The sequence below is a fragment of the Bacillus sp. B1-b2 genome (assembly GCF_009183415.1).
GTDB lineage: Bacteria > Bacillota > Bacilli > Bacillales > Cytobacillaceae > Niallia.
The window spans coordinates 171,739-192,290 of sequence record NZ_WEHU01000010.1 but is presented as its reverse complement, the minus strand read 5'-3'; the positions used below and the strand labels follow the sequence as shown (position 1 = coordinate 192,290).

At 34.9% G+C, this 20,552-nt stretch carries 14 protein-coding genes; 13 read left to right on the top strand and 1 reads right to left on the bottom strand.

Translation table 11 applies throughout. The annotated features are described in order from the left end of the window. Positions 1–170: 170 nt before the first annotated feature. Entirely contained in the window at positions 171–1,973 is a 1,803-nt protein-coding gene (glmS, locus tag F9279_RS12185) for a glutamine--fructose-6-phosphate transaminase (isomerizing) (protein ID WP_152113365.1), read from the top strand. Between the two features lie 1,062 nt (positions 1,974–3,035). Next, entirely contained in the window at positions 3,036–3,617 is a 582-nt protein-coding gene (locus F9279_RS12180) for a CBO0543 family protein (protein ID WP_152113256.1), read from the top strand. Between the two features lie 935 nt (positions 3,618–4,552). Here the strand turns inward: F9279_RS12180 and F9279_RS12175 are convergent. After that, complete coding sequence (locus F9279_RS12175) at positions 4,553–4,879, bottom strand: YnfA family protein (protein WP_134340069.1); 327 nt, start codon at positions 4,877–4,879, stop codon at positions 4,553–4,555. Between the two features lie 522 nt (positions 4,880–5,401). On the opposite strand from F9279_RS12175, the gene F9279_RS12170 reads away from it, so the two are divergent. From F9279_RS12170 to F9279_RS12125, 11 genes are all read left to right on the top strand, one after another. After that, positions 5,402–6,253, top strand: coding sequence for a TnsA endonuclease C-terminal domain-containing protein (locus F9279_RS12170; protein WP_152113363.1), 852 nt, complete (start codon positions 5,402–5,404; stop codon positions 6,251–6,253). Further along, positions 6,244–8,403: a Mu transposase C-terminal domain-containing protein gene (locus F9279_RS12165; protein ID WP_152113361.1), complete on the top strand. Its 2,160-nt coding sequence runs from the start codon at positions 6,244–6,246 to the stop codon at positions 8,401–8,403. Before F9279_RS12170 ends, F9279_RS12165 begins: the two co-directional genes overlap by 10 nt. Next, entirely contained in the window at positions 8,396–10,048 is a 1,653-nt protein-coding gene (locus F9279_RS12160) for an ATP-binding protein (RefSeq protein WP_152113359.1), read from the top strand. Before F9279_RS12165 ends, F9279_RS12160 begins: the two co-directional genes overlap by 8 nt. 6 nt (positions 10,049–10,054) lie before the next feature. Continuing rightward, complete coding sequence (locus F9279_RS12155) at positions 10,055–11,941, top strand: TnsD family Tn7-like transposition protein (RefSeq protein WP_152113358.1); 1,887 nt, start codon at positions 10,055–10,057, stop codon at positions 11,939–11,941. A gap of 432 nt (positions 11,942–12,373) precedes the next feature. Beyond that, complete coding sequence (locus tag F9279_RS25180; protein WP_193224555.1) at positions 12,374–12,550, top strand: hypothetical protein; 177 nt, start codon at positions 12,374–12,376, stop codon at positions 12,548–12,550. Between the two features lie 166 nt (positions 12,551–12,716). Then, on the top strand, positions 12,717–13,232 hold the full coding sequence (locus F9279_RS12150; RefSeq protein WP_152113356.1) for a hypothetical protein: 516 nt from the start codon (positions 12,717–12,719) through the stop codon (positions 13,230–13,232). Positions 13,233–13,572: 340 nt separating this feature from the next. Next, a complete protein-coding gene (locus tag F9279_RS12145) occupies positions 13,573–14,334 on the top strand; it encodes a DUF5986 family protein (RefSeq protein ID WP_193224554.1) in 762 nt (253 codons plus the stop codon). Between the two features lie 30 nt (positions 14,335–14,364). Then, the gene (locus tag F9279_RS12140) at positions 14,365–15,552 is read left to right on the top strand and encodes a helix-turn-helix domain-containing protein (protein ID WP_152113352.1); all 1,188 of its coding nucleotides are present in this window, start codon (positions 14,365–14,367) and stop codon (positions 15,550–15,552) included. A gap of 121 nt (positions 15,553–15,673) precedes the next feature. Further along, positions 15,674–17,569, top strand: coding sequence for a hypothetical protein (locus F9279_RS12135; RefSeq protein ID WP_152113350.1), 1,896 nt, complete (start codon positions 15,674–15,676; stop codon positions 17,567–17,569). A 166-nt stretch (positions 17,570–17,735) separates the two neighbouring features. Then, positions 17,736–19,283, top strand: coding sequence for a type I restriction-modification system subunit M (locus F9279_RS12130; RefSeq protein WP_152113348.1), 1,548 nt, complete (start codon positions 17,736–17,738; stop codon positions 19,281–19,283). Beyond that, positions 19,283–20,527, top strand: a complete 1,245-nt coding sequence (locus F9279_RS12125) for a restriction endonuclease subunit S (RefSeq protein ID WP_152113346.1) — start codon at positions 19,283–19,285, stop codon at positions 20,525–20,527. The genes F9279_RS12130 and F9279_RS12125 overlap by 1 nt, the downstream gene beginning before the upstream one ends. Positions 20,528–20,552: the final 25 nt, after the last annotated feature.

Sequence of the window (20,552 nt, the reverse complement as noted above, 5' to 3'; positions counted from 1 at the left end):
ATGCTAATCGTAGAAGATTCTTAAAGATTGTGTATAAAAGGAAATAATTATTTACAGGCTAACAATTATACCTTTTCTCAACAATCTATAAAAAAATTATCAGAGGTAAGGGAGCAAGCATGTTCCCGAAATTGTGACTTCTTGCTCCCTTAGAACGGAGGAAAAGAAGTATGTGCGGAATTGTAGGATATATTGGAAACCAGGATGCAAAAGAGATATTACTAAAAGGTCTAGAGAAATTAGAATATAGAGGGTACGACTCTGCTGGTATCGCGGTAAGCAATGAAAATGGAGTTAGCGTCTTTAAAGAAAAAGGTCGCATTGCAGATTTACGAAAAATCGTAGATGAGAGTGTGTATGCAGCAGCGGGAATTGGTCATACACGTTGGGCTACTCACGGAGTACCAAGTAGATTAAATGCTCATCCACATAAAAGTGCTTCTAATCGTTTTACAATTGTTCATAACGGTGTAATTGAAAACTATGACTTATTAAAAAAAGAATATCTTTCTGACGTAACACTAAAAAGTGATACAGATACGGAAGTAGTTATTCAATTAATTGAACACTTTGTAGAAGAAGGAAGCAGTTTAAAGGCGGCTTTCGTTCGAACATTAAAACTACTAAAAGGATCTTATGCTTTTGCTTTAATTGACGAGCAAGAGAAAGATGTGATTTATGTTGCGAAAAATAAAAGCCCACTACTAATTGGTTTAGGGGATAACTTTAATGTAATCGCTAGTGATGCTATGGCTATGCTACAGGTTACAAATCAATATGTAGAACTAGTGGATAAAGAAATCGTAATTGTTAAAAGTGATAGTGTAACAATCGAGACTTTAGAGGGCGAAGTTATTTCCCGGGAAGCATATACAGCAGAATTAGATGCTAGTGATATTGAAAAAGGAACGTATCCTCACTATATGCTAAAAGAAATTGATGAGCAGCCATTAGCTATCCGTAAAATTATCCAAGAATATCAAGATGATCAAGGTAAGCTAACTATTGATCCTGCTATTATTGATGCAGTTAAAGCTGCTGATCGTCTTTATATTGTTGCTGCTGGGACATCTTATCATGCAGGACTTCTTGGAAAACAATTCATTGAGAATGTTGCAGAAATTCCAGTAGAGGTTCACGTTGCAAGTGAATTTGTCTACAATATGCCATTGCTTTCTAAAAATCCATTATTTATCTTTATCACACAAAGTGGAGAAACAGCAGATAGCCGAGCAGTATTAGTAAAAGTGAAAGAGTTAGGATATCCAACTCTTACTATTACAAATGTACCTGGTTCTACTCTTTCTCGTGAAGCAGATCATACGCTATTGTTATATGCTGGTCCAGAAATTGCAGTAGCATCTACTAAAGCCTATACTTCTCAAATGGCTGTTTTAGCTATTCTTGCTGAAGTAACAGCTACAAATAAAGGAATTGCAGTAGATATGGACTTAATCCATGAGCTAGGTATCATTGCAAATGCTATGGAAGTTGTGTTTGAAGATAAAGAAGAGTTAGAAGCAATCGCAACAGAATTTATGGAAACCTCAAGAAATGCATTCTTTATTGGTCGTGGTGTTGATTACTATGTTGGCCTTGAAGGAGCCTTGAAACTAAAAGAAATCTCTTACATCCAAGCAGAAGGTTTCGCAGGTGGAGAATTAAAGCATGGAACGATTGCTTTAATTGAAGATGGAACACCGATTGTCGCATTAGCAACACAAGAGAGTGTTAACTTAAGCATACGTGGTAACGTAAAAGAAGTGGTTGCGCGTGGAGCACATCCATGTATCATTTCTATGAAAGGTCTAGAAATGGAAGGCGACCGCTATATCGTTCCAGCTGTGCATGATTTGTTAACACCCCTTATCTCTGTAGTACCATTACAATTAATTGCATACTATGCAGCACTTCATAGAGGATGTGACGTGGATAAACCACGTAACTTAGCTAAGAGTGTGACGGTAGAATAAGTAAGTTCGAAAAGAAGATTTTGTTAGTAGACAAAATCTTCTTTTTTATTTGCTTTAGAAAGGATACATGATAGCCAATAGTGTTTAAGTAAAATAAAGTTTGCAGAATGAGAAAAAAGTTCGCTTAAGAAGAAAAAAGTTTGCATAGAGTCTTGTGAGTGTATCCAGAGTTGGGTATATTCATGGGACTTTTTTATGTTTATTGTGGGTTAACAAAGGTCTTCGTGGGGATCAAAGTTCCTTGCGGGTTGAGGGAATTCATTCATAAGTAAAGTATATGGGCGTTTATATCCCACTGAATGAGGAGCACTGGAACTTACCCCAATTTAGGGAAGCGCACGTCCAGCAACATATACTATTCCCAAATAAGTTCTTCGCTCTTAAAAATCCCACGAGGTAAGGGAATGGTGGTGTTATAGCGAAACCGTAGGGTACAGTAGAGTGCCTCATCATTCAAGGGAAGTCCACGTCCATCAAGGTATATCATGCTTCAGACATAAGTACTCGCCCATAAAGAAATAAATAAAAATAAAAATAAACAGTTAGGTATCGGTAACTTGGTAAGTATGGGAATGAGGGTGATATAGGAGAAACCGTAAGGTACTACGTATGAGGTTGATGATTAGATTATCGGATCGGGAACGTATCTACGATACTACTATCGTTTTTTGATTTGGAGAAGGTTTGAAAATTTCTATTCACAGACAAAGGAGGAAAAAGGTCTGACTAATAAGAAAAAAGTTCGCACGAAACCCCGTGAGTGTGTCCAGCAAATGGATGTATTGACGGGGTTTTTTTATGTAGAACTGTGGTCGTATAGAGGTGTATTTCAGGGCTTAAGGTTTCCCTTACGGGGATAATTAACTCTTGAATAAGTACAACTCAAATTGACGTTAGTATGTCTCTCTGAGGTGATACAGACCGGCAACCCTTCCAATCAACGAATGGCACAAATCCTGTAATATGTAAAACGATCCATGTGGCAATGAATAAAAATGGAAACTTTTAATTAGAATAAGATAGCATTACCTTCTGGGTTCAAGGGATAAAGGAGTTATTTAAATGAATGAAAAACAGAGAAGTATTTTTGATAAAATAATCGAAGATTATGAAAACCTAATGTCTGAAGGTATTGATTATTGGGCTAGATTTTCAAACTTAGATACGTGGCAGTTTTGGGTCAATGTTGTATTCCTCATATTGCCTTTAATTGTTATATGGTTTTCTATTGATAAGAAGAGGGCATTATTATTGGGATTCTACGGTTTTAATGTGCACGTTTGGTTCACATACATAGATAGTTTGGGTGTTAATTTTGGTACATGGGGTTATCCATTTAAGGCGATTCCGCTATTTCCCGTTAGTTTTGCATTAGATGTATCATTAATACCAGTTGTGTATATGTTGGTTTATCAGTGGACTTTAAACCATAGAAAAAATTATTATTTGTATTTAACGGTAACAAGTGCCTTTCTTGCATTTATATTTAAACCAATCTTGGTGTGGTCAGGCTTGTTTATTTTATTGAAGGGGTTTAATTACTTTCATTTATTTTTGGGTTACTTAGTCATTATGTTGGTATCTAAATGGATAACCAATATATTTGTACATTTTCAAAGAAATGAACCGAAAACAAGTATCTGATATTTTTATGAATAATTAATCATAGGTCATGTCGGAAGTATAGAAATCATAAGATGTCCTATAACTTCCTGTAAACTAAAGTGGAGGCAAAGTATAACATGAGGCTAATAGATTAGTCTAAGAATCGAGAAACGTATCTGCGATACCTCTTCTCGGTTTTTTTATTTGGAGAGGTTTGGCAATTACTTTTCACAGACAAGGAGGAAAGAAATGGATAGGGATGGTGCATATGTTGTTTAGGAATCCCTTTAAAAGATTAGTGGTACTCCCGGCTTAGTACAGCACAAGGGCCGTGTCAATGTCTCTCTGAAGGGAGTACATTGGAATCAACACAATAAGGGCAGCCCAAATCCAGCAACGTGTAACATGCCCTAAGGAAAGTCCTCTCCCTTAAAAATAAATATATATAAATAATTAGGTATAGGCCACGAGGTAAGTATGGGGAGGGTGGTGATAAGGCAAAACTGCAAGGCAAGGTAGGTGCTTCATCTTCCAAGGGAAGTCCACGTCCATGAAGGTATACCATGCTTCAGACATAAGCGCTCGCCCATAAAGAAATAATTAAAAATAAAAATAAATAATTTTGTATGGGTAACGTGGTAAGTATGGGATTAACGGTGGTATATGTGAGAAACCGTAAGGTATTATGTATAAGGCAGATGGATTAGACTATCGAATAGGAAACGTATCTTCGATACCTTTTATCGGTATTTAATTTGGATAAAGGTGAAACGCAGAAAATCCTTTCTCCTCATTCCTCAATTCACCTTATAAGTTCAAGTCCTATTTTGAAAGAAGCAAAAGAGTAAAAGGAAAATGAGGAATTTTGGGGCATAGTCGTAATTGTATGGCTTCTTTCAAACTCACACCTAAACGGTTAAGGACATCCCCTTCTTTCGTTGATTCCCCTTAAATGTATTCTTGTCTTTTTAACACTATTGACGAGGTGCAAATAATATTACTGAAACACCCACTAAGCATATACCCGCACCTATCCAATCGTATAAATCAGGTGTTTTTTTATCAATACCCCATCCCCACAATACAGAAAGAACGATAAATACTCCTCCATAGGCAGCATATACTCTGCCGAATGATGGGAATGTTTGAAATGTGGCAATAACACCATATAACGCCAAGGCTATTCCTCCGAAAACACCCCAATAGAAAGGCTTACCTTCTCTTAACCATAGCCAAATAAGATAACCTCCACCAATCTCAGCAAATCCAGCAAAAATAAACAATACAATTGCGTAAATCATTTAAAGCCCACCCTTGATAAATTAATTGACATGGTAATTATACCGTATCCCAAAGGTAGTAAAGCACTGCATTACCATAGAACAATCAGAAGGCAAGAATCGGTTGTGGTACAGGGGTCACCGTAAGGTGCCTTCATGAGTTTTAGATCACTCCATTTGTTTGGTGATCTCTCTACTATGTTTAAGCAAACTTTATTATTATCTTTTTTACTTTTAGAGTACTTTTCGGCTGAAAACGGGCAAATCTTTGAGCAAACTTTATTCTCATGAAATAAGTTGCGTAATGCCTTTGAAGTCAGATGTGGCAAGGGGTGAACGTGATTCCTCGCTTCTGCAAACTTTATTCTAATTTAACATAGTTACAAAAAGTTATTTGCAGTAAATATCTTAGGTCATAGAAAAATGATAATAATATTCCCTTAAAATCATAAAAAAGATTGCTAAGGGATATTGAATGAGTCTAACCGGCCCGTTAGAATCGAGTTACTAAAATTCACTTAATTGTAGTAGAGGAAGTGGAAAATGACTAAACGTAATCAATCTTGGAATGAGAATAAATATAATCGGTTTGTTAAAGAAGGAAGGGGACAGGGAGCAGGAAAGGAATATAAGCCATGGTTGACTATTCAGGATTTTCCTTCTATGGGGAGAGTATCACGAATACTAGGGTGGAAGAGTGGTAGAGTACATCATTTATTTTCAGATTTGCAGGCTCGCTACTTTTATATGCTGGAGTGGGAAGATACAGTTGTTGACATTCGAGAACATTATCCCTTGTTGGACCTTGAAGATACTATTCAACATAAATCAGATTTGAATTTTAAACTATTTACAGATAAAGATAGTGGATATCCATATACACTAAGCACTAATTTCCTAATAACGATAAACAGAGCAGACGGAGTTAATTTGCATTTTGCCAGAAGCATAAAAATGGCTTCGGAACTTGAGAAGAAAAAAACATTGGAAAGATTAGAGATTGAACGCCGATATTGGACGGAAAAAGGAATAGACTGGGGAGTTGTTACTCAAAAAGAAATTTCTAATGTGCTTGCAAAAAACATTGAATGGGTGCATTCCTGCTTATATTCATATGCTGAAAGAGGTTTTACACAGGATGAACTGATTTATTTAGGCAACGCTTTAATAGAAAGATTAGTAGATGCCAAGTATTCAATTAGAAAGATTACTGCTGACTTTGACAAAGAGTTTAATTACGATTCAGGAACAGCATTGTTTGTGTTTAAGTTTTTAATTGCTTCCAAACAGATTGGGATAGATATGACTAACCAAATTGACATAAATCTATCCAATCCAACAATTGAAGTAAAAACACGAGTTACACATGAGGAGGTAAAAAGAAAATGCTTGTAGTTAATAATCTTATTTCCTTTACTGATTCAGATAATAAGAAAGTAGTAGAAAGGGTATTATGGCTAAATAAAGCACGTGATTATGGGTATTTTTTTAATATTCATACCACCTCTTTACCTTATGAAAGGAATATTTCAGAAGTGGAAGAAGGGCTTAACAAGGGTAGCATAATTCTTGTTGAAAAGGACCCATTCAGTAGGCTGATAAATGAAAATGATATTCCTGAAAAACATCTGTCCTTACGTGATAGTACTTGGGAAACCATAAAGGATATTGTGAAGTTAGAGCCATTTGTTTACCATTCAGCAGAAAGAAGAAAATTAATACTAAAAAAGTGTGAAGCCCACAATATTCACGAAAGTACTGTTATTCGCTATCTGAAAAAGTATTGGCAACGCGGCAAAATAAAAAATGCTCTTTTACCTGACTATTATCTGTGTGGAGGTAAAGGAAAGGAAAAAAGGACTAGTGGGGTAAAAAGAGGACGGCCTAGAAAGCATGGACAGGTAACAGGTGAAGGAATAAATATTGATGAAAATATCAAAAAAATGTTTAGGGCTGCTATAAACAAGCATTATTACTCCTCTAACGAAAAATCACTTACTCTTACCTACGAACTAATGTTAAAAGAGTATTTTAGTATGGATAGTAAAGTGAAAGGAAATGTGGAAATACCCGTAATAAAATCCTATGGAGAGTTACCATCGTTAAATCAATTTAGGTATTGGTTTGAAAAGGAAAGAGACATCAAAAAGGAAATTAGCCAAAGAAAAGGTCGAAAAAATTATGATCAAAATCATAGAGCAATTATAGGCGAGTCAACAACAGAGGCACTAGGTCCCGGTGCAGTTTATCAGATTGACGCAACAATTGGCGACTTGTACCTGTTATCAAGATTTAATCGTGATTGGATAATCGGACGACCTGTAATATATTCTGTAATGGATGTTTATAGCAGAATGATCGTGGGTCTATATATTGGATTGGAAGGTCCATCTTGGGCGGGTGCAATGATGGCTTTGGCTAATGCTGCTTCTGATAAAGTTAGTTTTTGTCGGGACTTCGGAATTGAGATTGAAAAACATGAGTGGCCTGTCGCGCACCTTCCAGAATCCATTTTGGCCGACCGAGGGGAATTAGAGGGAAGTAAAGTTGAGCCCCTAATTAATAATTTCGGAATAAAAGTTCTGAATACACCTTCTTACAGGGCTGATTTAAAAGGAATAATTGAGCAACAGTTTCGGGTAACCAATACAAGAACGAAGGCCTTTCTACCGGGTGCTGTAAAGTCAATTAAAGAACGTGGGGATCGTGATTATCGTTTGGAAGCACAATTGGATATTTACCAGTTTACTCAAGTGATTATTAAATGTGTTTTATATCATAATAATCAACATTATCTTACGAATTATCAGCGTGAAGAAATGATGGTGGAGGACGAGATAGAGTCGATTCCAATACAACTCTGGGAATGGGGGATAAACAACAAATCTGGAAAGTTACGTCATGCCCCAGAAGATGTTGTAAAACTCAATCTCATGCCAACAGGCAAGGCTACTGTAACTGCAAAGGGAATTGTGTATAAAGGGTTACTCTATGGTTCAAAACAGTCTTTAAAGGAAAGATGGTTTGAAAAAGCACGGAACCGGGGCACTTGGAAAGTTGAAATAAGTTATGATCCAAGAAATATGGATTATATATACTTACGGGATGAAAATGGGTTGGGTTTTGATAAATGTTTTTTATTAGAACATCAACAACGTTATAAGGGCAAGGCAGTTGAAGAAATAAATTATTTACTTGAATACGAGAAACAAAAGGAAAGACAACACAAGGAGAAAACAATACAGTCAAAAGTTGATTTGAATACTGAAATAGAAGAGATTGTAAAACAGGCCCAAATGGAAACATCTCAAAAACAAACGGATGTAAGCAGTAAAAGGAGCAGAATAGGCAGCATTCGGGAAAACCGTGCTGTTGAAAAAATGATTCAGCGTGAAGAAGAGGCCTTTGAATTAAATAAAGTTAATATAGAAAACTCTAAGGTTGTTCCTTTTATTCAATCTGATAGTAACGAATTTATGGGGGATGCTGGTTTTGATTTGTTGTTAAGAAAGCAGAAGGAGGCATTAAATAAAAAAGATGAATAAAGTTATCATTCCAAACGGTAGTGATGCTATTGTTGCTGAATACGGGGAACAAGTAATAAAGGAGTATAGTGGAAACCCTTTCGTTGAGGCGCTTCCCTCTATCCTCTCAACAGAGGAAGCCATTGAAAAGATGGCTATATATGCTGAATACAACCCCAAAGAAAGAATGTTAGATAAACATTATCGCATTCATTTGGTACAAAGATTATTTCAATGTTTTCAGCCGTTATGGATACACTTGGATTTGGAAAGTAGAATTTCCAGAGTAATTCGTCAAGGATATCTGGCAAGAAATCCTTTTCGATCAGGGTATGCACAGGGCCTGCAGGAAGGACATCGAAGTATCAAAGGATTGCAAGGTGAATTAAGCAATAACAGTGTTTTTAGAACAACTGCAGCAGGATTTACGATAATTGGTGTAAGTGGAATGGGGAAGACAACGGCTATAAATAGAATTCTGTCTTTATATCCTCAAGTTATTGTTCACAAAGACTATAACGGAATAAATTTCAGTATGTATCAACTTGTATGGCTCAAACTCGATTGTCCTTTTGATTCTTCCTTGAGAGGACTAGCATTGGAATTTTTTCGAAAGGTAGATGATTTATTGGGAACAGAGTATCATAAAAAATTTGGGCTAGGTAGAAAGACTATAAATGATATGTTGGTGATTATGTCTCAAATAGCAAGAAACACCGGGCTAGGGGTTTTAGTTATAGACGAGATTCAACATTTAAGTAAAGCCAAAAGTGGTGGCGATCAAAAAATGCTCAATTTCTTCGTGACACTAGTTAATACAATTGGAGTCCCAGTAATTTTAGTGGGAACACCCGCTGGCTTGTCTATTTTGCAAAGCGAATTTAGACAGGCAAGAAGGGGAAGTGGTCAAGGGGATATGATTTGGGATAGATTGAAAAATAACCAAAACTGGGGTTTATTGATTAATGCACTTTGGGGCTATCAATGGACAAGAAAAGAGATTCCTTTAACAGATGATTTTAAAAATACCCTGTATGAGGAAAGCCAAGGTATTATCGATATCGCTGTAAAACTTTATGCAATGGCTCAAATTGAGGCCATTATGATGGATAGAGAAGCAATAATGCCAGAAACAATTAGTCAGGTGGCTAATAAGCATTTGCAACTTGTTAAGCCAATGATTCAGGCTTTGAAGTCGGGCAACATTAGTAAGATTGCGAAGTTTGAAGATATCAGTACAGTGGACGTAGATTTTTTAGGATTTATGGAAAAAGAAAGGGCTTCTGTTGATTTGCAAATGAGAATGGAGGCAATAAAAAGAACGCAAAAGAAAAAAGAACAAGAAATGAGTATTTCAATAAAAGAAAAGGCAATTTTGAAACTTATAGAATTGGATTTTGAACCTACCGAGGTTCAAAAGGTTGTAGAAGAAGTTACTGAAAAAGAGGCGAATTTGGATATCAACGAACTGGTTGTTAAAACCATACAGGGTATATCCGCTTCAACTAAACGAAATAAAAAGCGAAAGAAAGAAGAATCTTCTGTAGAGAATGATATAAGAATCTTAGTTGTTGAAGGTCGAAAGGAAAACAAAACAGCCTATGAAGTTCTTGGTAATGGTGGTTTTATCAAGAGTTATGAATGTGATTTTGGTCAGACAGGGTGATGGGAAATGATGACCTTCTTTCCTGTCCCGTATAAAGACGAACTTTTATACAGTATTTTGGCGAGATACCACGTTCGAAGTGGAAATGTCAGTATCAAAGCCACACAAAAGGATATATACGGTACAGACAGTATTACAGCAATAATGGACTTGCCCTCGCATATCTATCGTATTATGGAAAACCTTCCTGTTGGGCACCATTATACACCCGAATACTTAATTGCAAATCATACACTGTATCCATTTTATGCTGCTTTCCTGCCTCCTGACCATGCTGCTAAAGTTAAAGAATCTATGATTGGGGATAATGGGGGCAGCATTTATAATAGGATTGGTTTGATAGCAAGTTCAGTTAAGTTTAATCAGTACTTTAAATTTTGCCCCCAATGTGCTGAAGAAGAGATGGATAATCTTGGAGAAATGTATTGGCATAGGATTCATCAAATACCGGGAGTTCTTGTTTGTCCAGATCATAACATTCCACTGTATGATAGCCAAGTACCTGTTAGAGGTTATAACAAACATGATTATAGATTAGCCGCTCCTGAAACCTGCAAAAAAAGTGCTTCGGAATCAATTTACACTGACATGATTATGGAAAAGGCAATCAAAATTACAGAAGATATTAAATTCCTGTTAAGTAATAAGGTGGAAAATAAGTCGTCGGAATGGTATAAAGAGCAGTATCTAAGTAGGTTAAAAGAACTAGGATTTGCAAATGTAAACGGTCGGGTAAGAACAAAAGAGTTGCTAGGGTCTTTATTAGATTTTTATGGTCCTGAACTGCTCGAAAAAATGCAATCGGAAATCAATAATAATAACAATTGGCTGAATGATATTCTTCGTAGAAGCAATAGAACTACCCACCCCATAAGACACTTATTATTTACACGGTTCCTCGGAATCACCATTTCAGACCTTTTTAATAAGAAAATTGAATACAAACCGTTTGGAGAGAAACCTTGGCCATGTTTGAACCCTGTTGCTAGTCATTATTTAAACCCTGTTATTAACGACATAGAATTAAAGTATGGTGCGGATAGTAAAGGTCCTATTGGGATATTTAGGTGCGATTGCGGCTTTATTTACCTTAGAACAGGTCCTGATCAAGATGAGAAAGACAGATACAATATAACCAAAATTAAGCAATTTGGTCCTGTATGGGAAGCCAAATTAAAACAACTTACTGAACAAAGACTAAGTTTAAGGGAAACAGCAAGACAATTAGAGGTAGATCCAGCCACAGTTAAAAAATATGCTAAGAAATTGAGTTTAAAAACATATTGGATAACAAGAAGTGAGGAAGAGGACAAAAGTATAAATTCCATTAAACAAGATTATTTTGATGAGAAAAAAGAAGGATACAGAGGAGAGTGGCTTAATCTAAGAAAGCAGTATCCGCGCAGCAGTAAAACTGAATTACGCCAACTTAACAATAGAGTATTTACATGGCTGTACCGAAATGATAGGGACTGGTTGAATAGAAACTCTCCAAAACTACTATCCAAAGTCAATGATAATCTTAGGGTCGACTGGGAGTGTCGGGATGAGGAAATTTACAATAATGTGAGAGTTGCAGTCAATGATATGTTGTCTTTAGGAAAACCTGTACGTATTACTGTAAGTTCAATAGGTAGCATGATTGGAATTCGACCATTATTAGAGAAACACCTTAATAAACTGCCAAAGACTAAAAGGTTTTTGAAAGAAAAAACGGAGAGTATTAAAGACTTTCAAATTAGAAGGTTACAATGGGCAGTGAAGGAGTTACAGGAAGAAGGACGGGATTTATCCTTATGGAGACTTTACCGAAAGGCTGGTATCAGGGGAAACTTCGAGAAAGAACTTAAGGAAGAAGCAACAAAATTGCTTATCGGGAAAAATGACTTGTGATAGACAGGTGAAAAAATCTTTATCGTGGGAAGAGCAGGACGGGGAAGTAATTTCCCATCTTGCTCTTTTTCTTTTTACCTGTTTAAAAATGACATCTACCATTCTGATACAAGTAATGTCGGATACCTTATTGCAATGAGCACTTTAGTATTTTATCACTGAAAAATTCGGGTTAAAGGGGCTCTGTAATTTAAGTTAAGGGTTTACCTATATAATCATATAGGGTTAAAATAACCTCCGTTTAAATGGCATTTCTCAATAAAAAGTTAATGATATTTAGGTATCCGAATCGACTATGATTCACGATTTTTTGTAGCCATATGAAAATATATCAATAATTTTAATTAATACTGATATGGTCTTTTGAAATTTATGTTACAACTAATTTAAGGGACAATTAGAACCTAATTTTTTTAAAGGGGGCAGCAAAAGATGATTAATACTAGGCATCAACGATTACAGGAATTAGAAGAGGAAAAGGTTATTATCCGTTCATTCTATGAAAGATTTTGGCCAGAAATGTCTCAACAACAACAGGATTATTTAGCAAACATTGAGCATAAAGTTGTTAAAGAAATTCGTATGCTAGAACGTCAATTAAAAAGTTAAATTCTCAACATAAAATTTGGTTCCCGCTCATTCTTAGTGATAATAAAGCAGGAGGTTATCAAGGAATGTTTAACTTTACTTATATGAATTGCGGTGACAAGTGTTCTGCGATAAGACGGGAAGGTGAACACCTATGTAAGCGACCAGATAAGGAGGATGATATTTTATGAAGGAAATTAAAGTAAAGGATAGTAAAGATTTTATTTTAGAATACATATATGGAGTCCATGGGCAAAAAATTGTAATTACTGAAGAAGGTGGATGCTATCGGGTAGGTTGCAATACTGTTTCAGGAGAAGATGAATATGAATTTCCATTAAATCAGTTCAATGAATTTTCCCCATTCCAATTATATAAACACCTTGAAGAAAATGATTTTTCCCTAACTCTTTATGATGAAAATGAGGGAGACGTTTTGATTCAAACAGAAAGAATTGGGTTCAGGAATTTGTTTGACAGTGATGAAGAAATTTTAAAGTATATAAAATGGGATTTAGTTGATCATGTAGATGAACATACATACATTGAGGAAGATGATGAGGAAGAGTATCAGGATTTCAAAGATGATTTATTGGATGCTTCGACCAAAGAAGAAATCCAAAAACTATTAAATCACTACATAGAACTAAATAGAAAATATGATATTGAAGATAAAATCGATGATTTCATGTTCCTTCTTTAATTCATTGTTTGGTGAACCGTACCACAAATAGTGGTAAAGCAGAGAGTTGAAGTTACTATTGATAAAGAGTGGCTGAACAAGTGGTTGGTGGTATAACATAGCCCGCTCCAAAGTTCGTATCATTTAACCGAAGCATTATCATAGATTTTAGTACTTAAAGAAATCCATTGAAGCAAAACTTCAATGGATTTTTTTATTATCAGTAGAGGAGAAAAACTTTACTCCATTGTCGAATAGGGTTATTTTTTTTATAAAATAAAAACAAATGGTTTACCTTTTATTTAAAAATGTAGTATTATTACATTAAATAAGATAGTGAAGAGAGGGACGGTAGTTGAACATGACTTCAGGTATCAATCAATCAGTTGTAGGAGATTTGGTGAGAGCATTTACTGAAACCACAAATGACGTCGTGAACGAAATAAAACAAGAGTATGGACTTGATACAGGGAATTTTAAAAATGGTGGGGCTTGGGACATTCGATTTAGACGTATTAAACAGATTGCTCTTGAAAATAATTTAATCGTTTTAACCAAAAGAAGAGGAATTTGGAGTTTTGTTTGTGTTTTAAATGAAAATACAGGAGATTTATATGTATTTACAAAAGAAAAGAACTTGGAGATTGTGATTAAAAATCTTGGAAAAAGGAAAATTCATTACTTCCATGCTTTTATTTCATTAAATAGTGGACCAGTAGAGTTAGATAATCATCAAATGGCACTATTCTCGACTTTACCTGAAGATTATGAGACTAAAAGAATTAGAGAAGCACAAAAATTACTTGGAGAAGAATATCCTTTAGTTAATCAAGTAATTTTTATTGTTGCTCAGGAAGAAGAACGAAAAATAGTGGGTGTAGAAGCGAAGTTATATAATCGCTTTTTTGAACTGCTTGATGTTGAGAATTGGTCATCATTTGTACCAGAGGATCAATATGGCAATATTCTTGTATTAGACGAAGAGGTCGTAGATAATACTGAGAGTGTAACAATAATTCCTAAAGTTAAGCAATCAATTAAAGAACGGAAAAAACACTTTGAGAATGAAATTGCTACAAAAAAGCAGGAAAAAGAGGATTTAATAGAGGAAGAAAATAGTTAAAAACTCCTCTTATTATAAGGAGGAAATGGCGTGTTAGAACGACAATTCAATGGTTCTAGACTAAGAGAAGGAAGAATATATAGAGGGCTTACGATAACAGACCTTGCAAATAATTTAGGTGTAAGTAAACAAATGATTTCTAAGTATGAAAATGATAAGGCTGTTCCAACATTTGAATCCCTACTGCAAATAAGTCAATTATTAAGGTTTCCTAAAGAGTATTTCTATGAAGATTCGATAGAAGTAAAGACAGGAAATACTTACTTTCGCTCCCTATTAACTACAGGTAAAAAAGAAAGAGAGATGCAACATGATCGAGTGAAATATTTAACCATTATTCGCTCTTTACTTGAAGAATATGTTGATTTTCCAGATTTAGATGTTCCTGATTTCACAGAGCGTGATACGGAAAATGTGGAGGAAATAGCAGAACGATTAAGGGAATCATGGGGACTAAGTGACCAGCCAGTAAAGGATATTGTTTATTTACTTGAAACAAAGGGTTTTGTTATTTCCTCCCTGAATCTTGATAAAAAGTCAATAGACGCCTTTGGCTCACAACATGAGGTAAATGGTAAGCAGTACTATTCGATAGTGCTGGGAAATGATAAGAATTCATTTTATAGACGCCAATTTGATGTTGCTCATGAATTGGGACATAAAGTATTGCATGACCCTTATATGAACCTTGATGACTTAAGTAAAGAGGAATTTAAACAAATAGAGCAAGAAGCAAATGATTTCGCAGCAGCATTTCTTTTACCGAAAGAAAGTTTTTATAGGGATGTATCAATACACCCAAATGATTTGATGTATTATAAAACCCTTAAAAAGAGGTGGTGTGTTTCTATAGGGGCAATGGTTATGCGTGCCTATAAATTGGGTGTTATTTCCGATGGAACATACCAATATATGCAACGTTCTATTAGCCAAAAAGGTTGGAGAACAAAAGAGCCGCTTGATGATATTAAAGACATGAGAGACCCAGTATCAATGAAACAGGCAGTTGAATTGCTAATTGAAAATAATTATATTACTGGTGATGAATTCATGTATAAATTATCCGATAATTATGGACTAAGCCTGTACCGTGAAGAAGTAGAAAAGTTACTAGGTTTGGAAGAGGGATATTTAAAAACTCAGACAAGCGTATATAAAGACAATATAGTAAGTATAAAAGACAAACTTGATTCAAAGGCAAAAAATAAATTAAGTTAGAATTTATTTATATCATGGTAAAACAGCAGGGGGAAGACTCGCTGCTGTTTTCTCACTAGCACAAGGAATGAAGTGTATTATCATGTACAGCGTATAGGCCGCTAGGGTTAGGAGGAAAATCATGAGTCTAGACCGTTATAGAATCGAAAGGGCAGTAATATTTCGAGTGCCGGGAATAGAAAAAATTAATTCAATCGAGAGTGGTGTAGGAACTATTTCTCTATTTGTAGGTAATGAAGAGGGACAAGCCACCAAAGAGATCCTTGATTTGACTAAAGAAATTGTTGAGAAGAACAGACCATTAGGAACAAGGGTTTTAGTTGAACCTTTTTCAAAATCACCTTTTCAAGATAGGGGATTATATGAATTACCAAATGAAATAAAAAATGCACATATTTCCTCATTAACTCATTCGGATATAGAGTTTTTAGTTAAAAGTTGTGTTCCAAATGTAGTTTATTTCGATTCCCAAACCGTAAAAGGTGGAGTAATAGATGTATTTGTTGCAGATTTTAACCTTAAAGCGGATATACAGATGCTTGAAAAGACCCAAAAAGTATTAAATGACGTATTTCATTCTGATGTAACCATATCAGTTTATGAATTTGATAATGAGATGCTAGACTCCCATAAAGTCAAAGGAAAAAATGTTTTTCTTCAATCAAACCGCTTTAACAGTCTTGATTATGAGGATAATCATATAAGAAATATTGCCAAACTTGATGAAGAACGTTTTAGCGATCAATTAGGTGAAATTATCAATGGTGAAATTAAATATAAATCAATTATTGATAATAAGTTATCTAAAAAAGGAACAGTATTTGTTGATTCATTTATTTCAGAGGAACAACTAACTACCCTATTAACTTTGTATTCAAAAGTGTATTACCCTATTTCGCAAGATATGGACGGCTACAATCATAATATCCGCCCTATATCAACAGAGGTAATCATGGAATTGGCTAGAAGAGGTAGGATTATACCTATCTTTATGGCACCTTTACATCATTATAAATCCCCAACTGTTAGGATGTTTTTAGAAGATAGTAACATTAATGTAATTTTGCCTCGTCAACTAGATGGATTGACAATACTTACCTTAGCAAGGCAATTTCCATTTTGGAAAATATTTAGGGAAAATCCACAGGTTGCAGCAGAAATTAGCCATAACGTTTCCTTAATGAATAATAACTTGTTGGAAAATGCACCAAACGAATTCCTTTTAACAAACGCTTTAACGGAAACAACAGAAACTCATATACAGGTTGCAGATTCAGGAGAAGCGTGGTTTATGGAAAAAGGGCATATCGCTGCTGGAAATATCACTGCTGGTGGAGTAATAGAGTCGCTTGTTACGTATTTAGGAAATAAATTACCAAAGGAAATTTCAGATACAATTTTAATAGAATCACATGTTTATAGTATGCAGTTGTCTATTGCAAGAGCACTTGGGGCAGTTTTTTATCCTAGCATAGTTCATAATGAGCAAATTTTAAATTTGGTTTCCCGATTACATGCCGGACCAGAAAGTAATTTATTAGTTCCTAAAATTAACGAAATGGGAAGTGTATTAAGCAATTTAAAAATAATTCGTCCAGAAAGTGTTCCAATCCTTGATTATTTAGAGATAATTGACGATTATGAAGTGAAAAAGTTGAGACAGATAATAACAAGATTAATTAACAAATCTGATGGTTCAATGGAAAGTTTAATGCAACAGGTGGAGATTGTTAATAATGATGTGCGTAAATGGCATAAGTCGAAGGGCCCTTTTATTTCCCAAAATGTTGATATATTAGGACTTGGTTTAGAGTTAGCGTTACTCCCAACAGGAGGGGTTGTTCCTCCATTTACAACTTCTTTCATAGGGCTAATTTTAAAGGCTGTATTAGGAGATAAAATCACTAATTCCCCTTTAGGAAATATCGAAGACCATATATATAGCAAAATTGGCGGAGTCTCTCCCGCTGCACTAAGAATACAAAGAATTCGAAGTAATATACAAAAGATAGAGTAAATGAAATTTAATATAGAATATAGCCATTGAGGCTTTGCTTCAATGGCTATATTCGTTTTTCGCAGAACTATTTGCTAGATATTGATTCCTTTAAATGGATTTTAAAATATATGATAAAATAGGTAATTAGATAGAAGTTTCGTGTCTTAGTTCAGGAGGAAAAGTTATGAAAGTACAAGCAGATATAGATTTCCAAAAGGATTTGTTCGAGGCAGCCAACAAAATGCGAGGAAGTGTAGCACCGGCTGATTATAAACACTATGTTTTACCATTAATTTTTCTTAGGTATTTATCCAATAAATATGAGCAACGCCGTAGTCAACTAGAACAAATGGTTAAAGACCCAAATAGTGAATGGTTTACAGAAGATAAAGAAACGCAAATGGTTATTATTGAAGACCATGATCAATATAAAGCAGAGAATGTATTCGTTGTTCCAGAGGAAGCGAAATGGTCTTATATAATGTCTAATGCAAAACAACCGAATATTAAAGAAATATTAGATCATGCAATGAAACGAATTGAGGAAGAAAATCCAGAATTAGAAGGTATGCTACCAAGAACTTTTCAAGGATCTAACCTTCCTGCTGAAAACATTGCAGGGTTGATAGAAATATTTTCTCGTGAAATTTTCAGTGCTAGGGCAAGTGAAAGTGTAGATGTATTAGGTCGTACTTATGAATACTTTATAGGCTCTTTCGCTTCTTCTGAAGGGAATCGTGGTGGAGAGTTCTTTACCCCATCAAGCATAGTAAAACTACTTGTGGCAATGCTTGAACCGATAAGTGGAAAAGTCTTTGATCCGGCATGTGGTAGTGGCGGAATGTTTATACAGAGTGAAGAGTATTCACCACGCAAGAATGCTCTATCTTTCTATGGGCAAGAAAATGTGACGACAACTGTTCGATTGGGAAAAATGAACGTACTGCTTCATGGAATAAATGCAGAGATTCGCTTGGGTGATTCTTTGTTAAACGATCAATTCCCGGATTTAAAAGCCGATTTTGTTATTGCAAATCCACCATTTAACCAAAAGGACTGGGGAGCAGACAGGATGGCAAAAAATGACCCCCGTTTAATAGGTCCAGTAACTAATAGTAATGCCAACTATATGTGGATACAACATTTCTTATCCCACTTAAATGAAAATGGAACTGCAGGTTTTGTCATGGCAAACGGAGCCATGACCACCAATCTGAAAGAAGAGAAGGAAGTAAGGCAACGACTTATAGAAGAAGGATATGTAGATTGTATTGTTCAATTGCCTGAAAAACTCTTTTTTACTACTGGAATCCCATGTTGTCTATTTTTCCTTAGTAAAAATCGTAATGGTATAAATGGATTTCGTGAACGTAAGAATGAAATTTTATTTATTGATGCTAGGAAAATGGGAACTTCCGTAAGTCGTAAACAAAAGGCCTTATCTCAAGATGAAATTAATCAGATTGCAAAAATATACCATGATTTCAAAAACAAAAATACAGAAGAATATAAAGATATTTCAGGCCTTTGTAAAGTGGTAACAGTTCAAGAAGTAAACAAAAATGGAAACAAATTAACACCTAGTATTTATGTTGGATCAGAAGTAATAGAAGAAGATAATATCCCAGTTGAAGAAAAAATTAATGAATTATACAGAATATTAAAGGAACAATTTGAAGAATCTAATCGGCTTCAAATAAAAATCAAGAATGATTTGGAGGAATTAATGTAATGGGTGGTAAGTGGAAAACAGTAAAGTTAGGGGACGTTATTGAGGGACTTTATGATGGTCCTCACCAAACTCCAAAACCTTCTGCCGAAGGGCCAGTTTTCCTAGGTATTAAAAACCTAACTCCCGAAGGTATGATTGACTTATCTGAGATAAGACATATTTCATATGATGACTTTCCAAGGTGGACAAAGCGTGTGACACCAAATGAAGGAGATATAGTATTTACCTATGAAGCCACGTTAAATCGCTATGCGATTATTCCTAAAGGTTTAGAGTGTTGCTTAGGTAGAAGAGTTGCTTTAATACGTCCAAATCCCTTACTTGCAGACAATAATTATTTATATTATTACTTTTTTGGTGATGAATGGAGAAAAATAATAGATAAAAATATTTTATCAGGTTCAACCGTTGACCGTATACCTTTGAGTTTAATGAGTGATTTTGAGATAACCTTACCCCCACTTGGTATACAAAAACAAATTGCTGATATGTTAAGTTCCCTTGATAAGAAAATAGAAATAAACAATAGGATGAATGAAACACTTGAGACCTTGGCGAAAGAGTTGTTTAACTACTGGTTTGTACATTATAAACCATTTAAAAATATCGAATTAATTGAACATGACATTGGAAGAGTACCAAAAGACTGGGAGTTAAAGAATATTGGTGATGTATTAGAAGTAGTTTTAGGAGGGACTCCAAGTAGGAAAAAAGACGAGTATTGGGGAGGAGAAATTCCATGGATAAATTCGGGTAAAGTCAACGAATTTAGAATCATAGAACCTACGGATTATATTTCAGAAATTGGATTGAATAAATCAAGTACCAAATTACTACCAAAAGGGACAACGGTTTTGGCAATTACTGGAGCAACATTGGGGCAAATTAGTAGATTAGAAATTGATTGTTGTGCAAATCAATCAGTAATTGGTGTAAAGGGGAATGAAATCATTTCCTCTGAGTATGTTTACCTTTGGATTAATCACATGATAGATTACATTATAAAGCACCAAACCGGTGGAGCGCAGCAACATATTAACAAGGGAAACATTGAAAATACAACAATTTTAGTGCCACCTATTAAAATATTGAAAGAATTTAATTCTATAATAAAACCAATTTTTGATAATATTTCTCTGAATTGTTTTGAAAATAGTACCCTTATGAGTACAAGGAAATATTTACTTCCTCAGTTGTTGTCAGGGGAGTTAGAATTAAATAGATTAGAAAATAAAATTATTTAATTTATGTTAAAACTTTTTAAGGAGG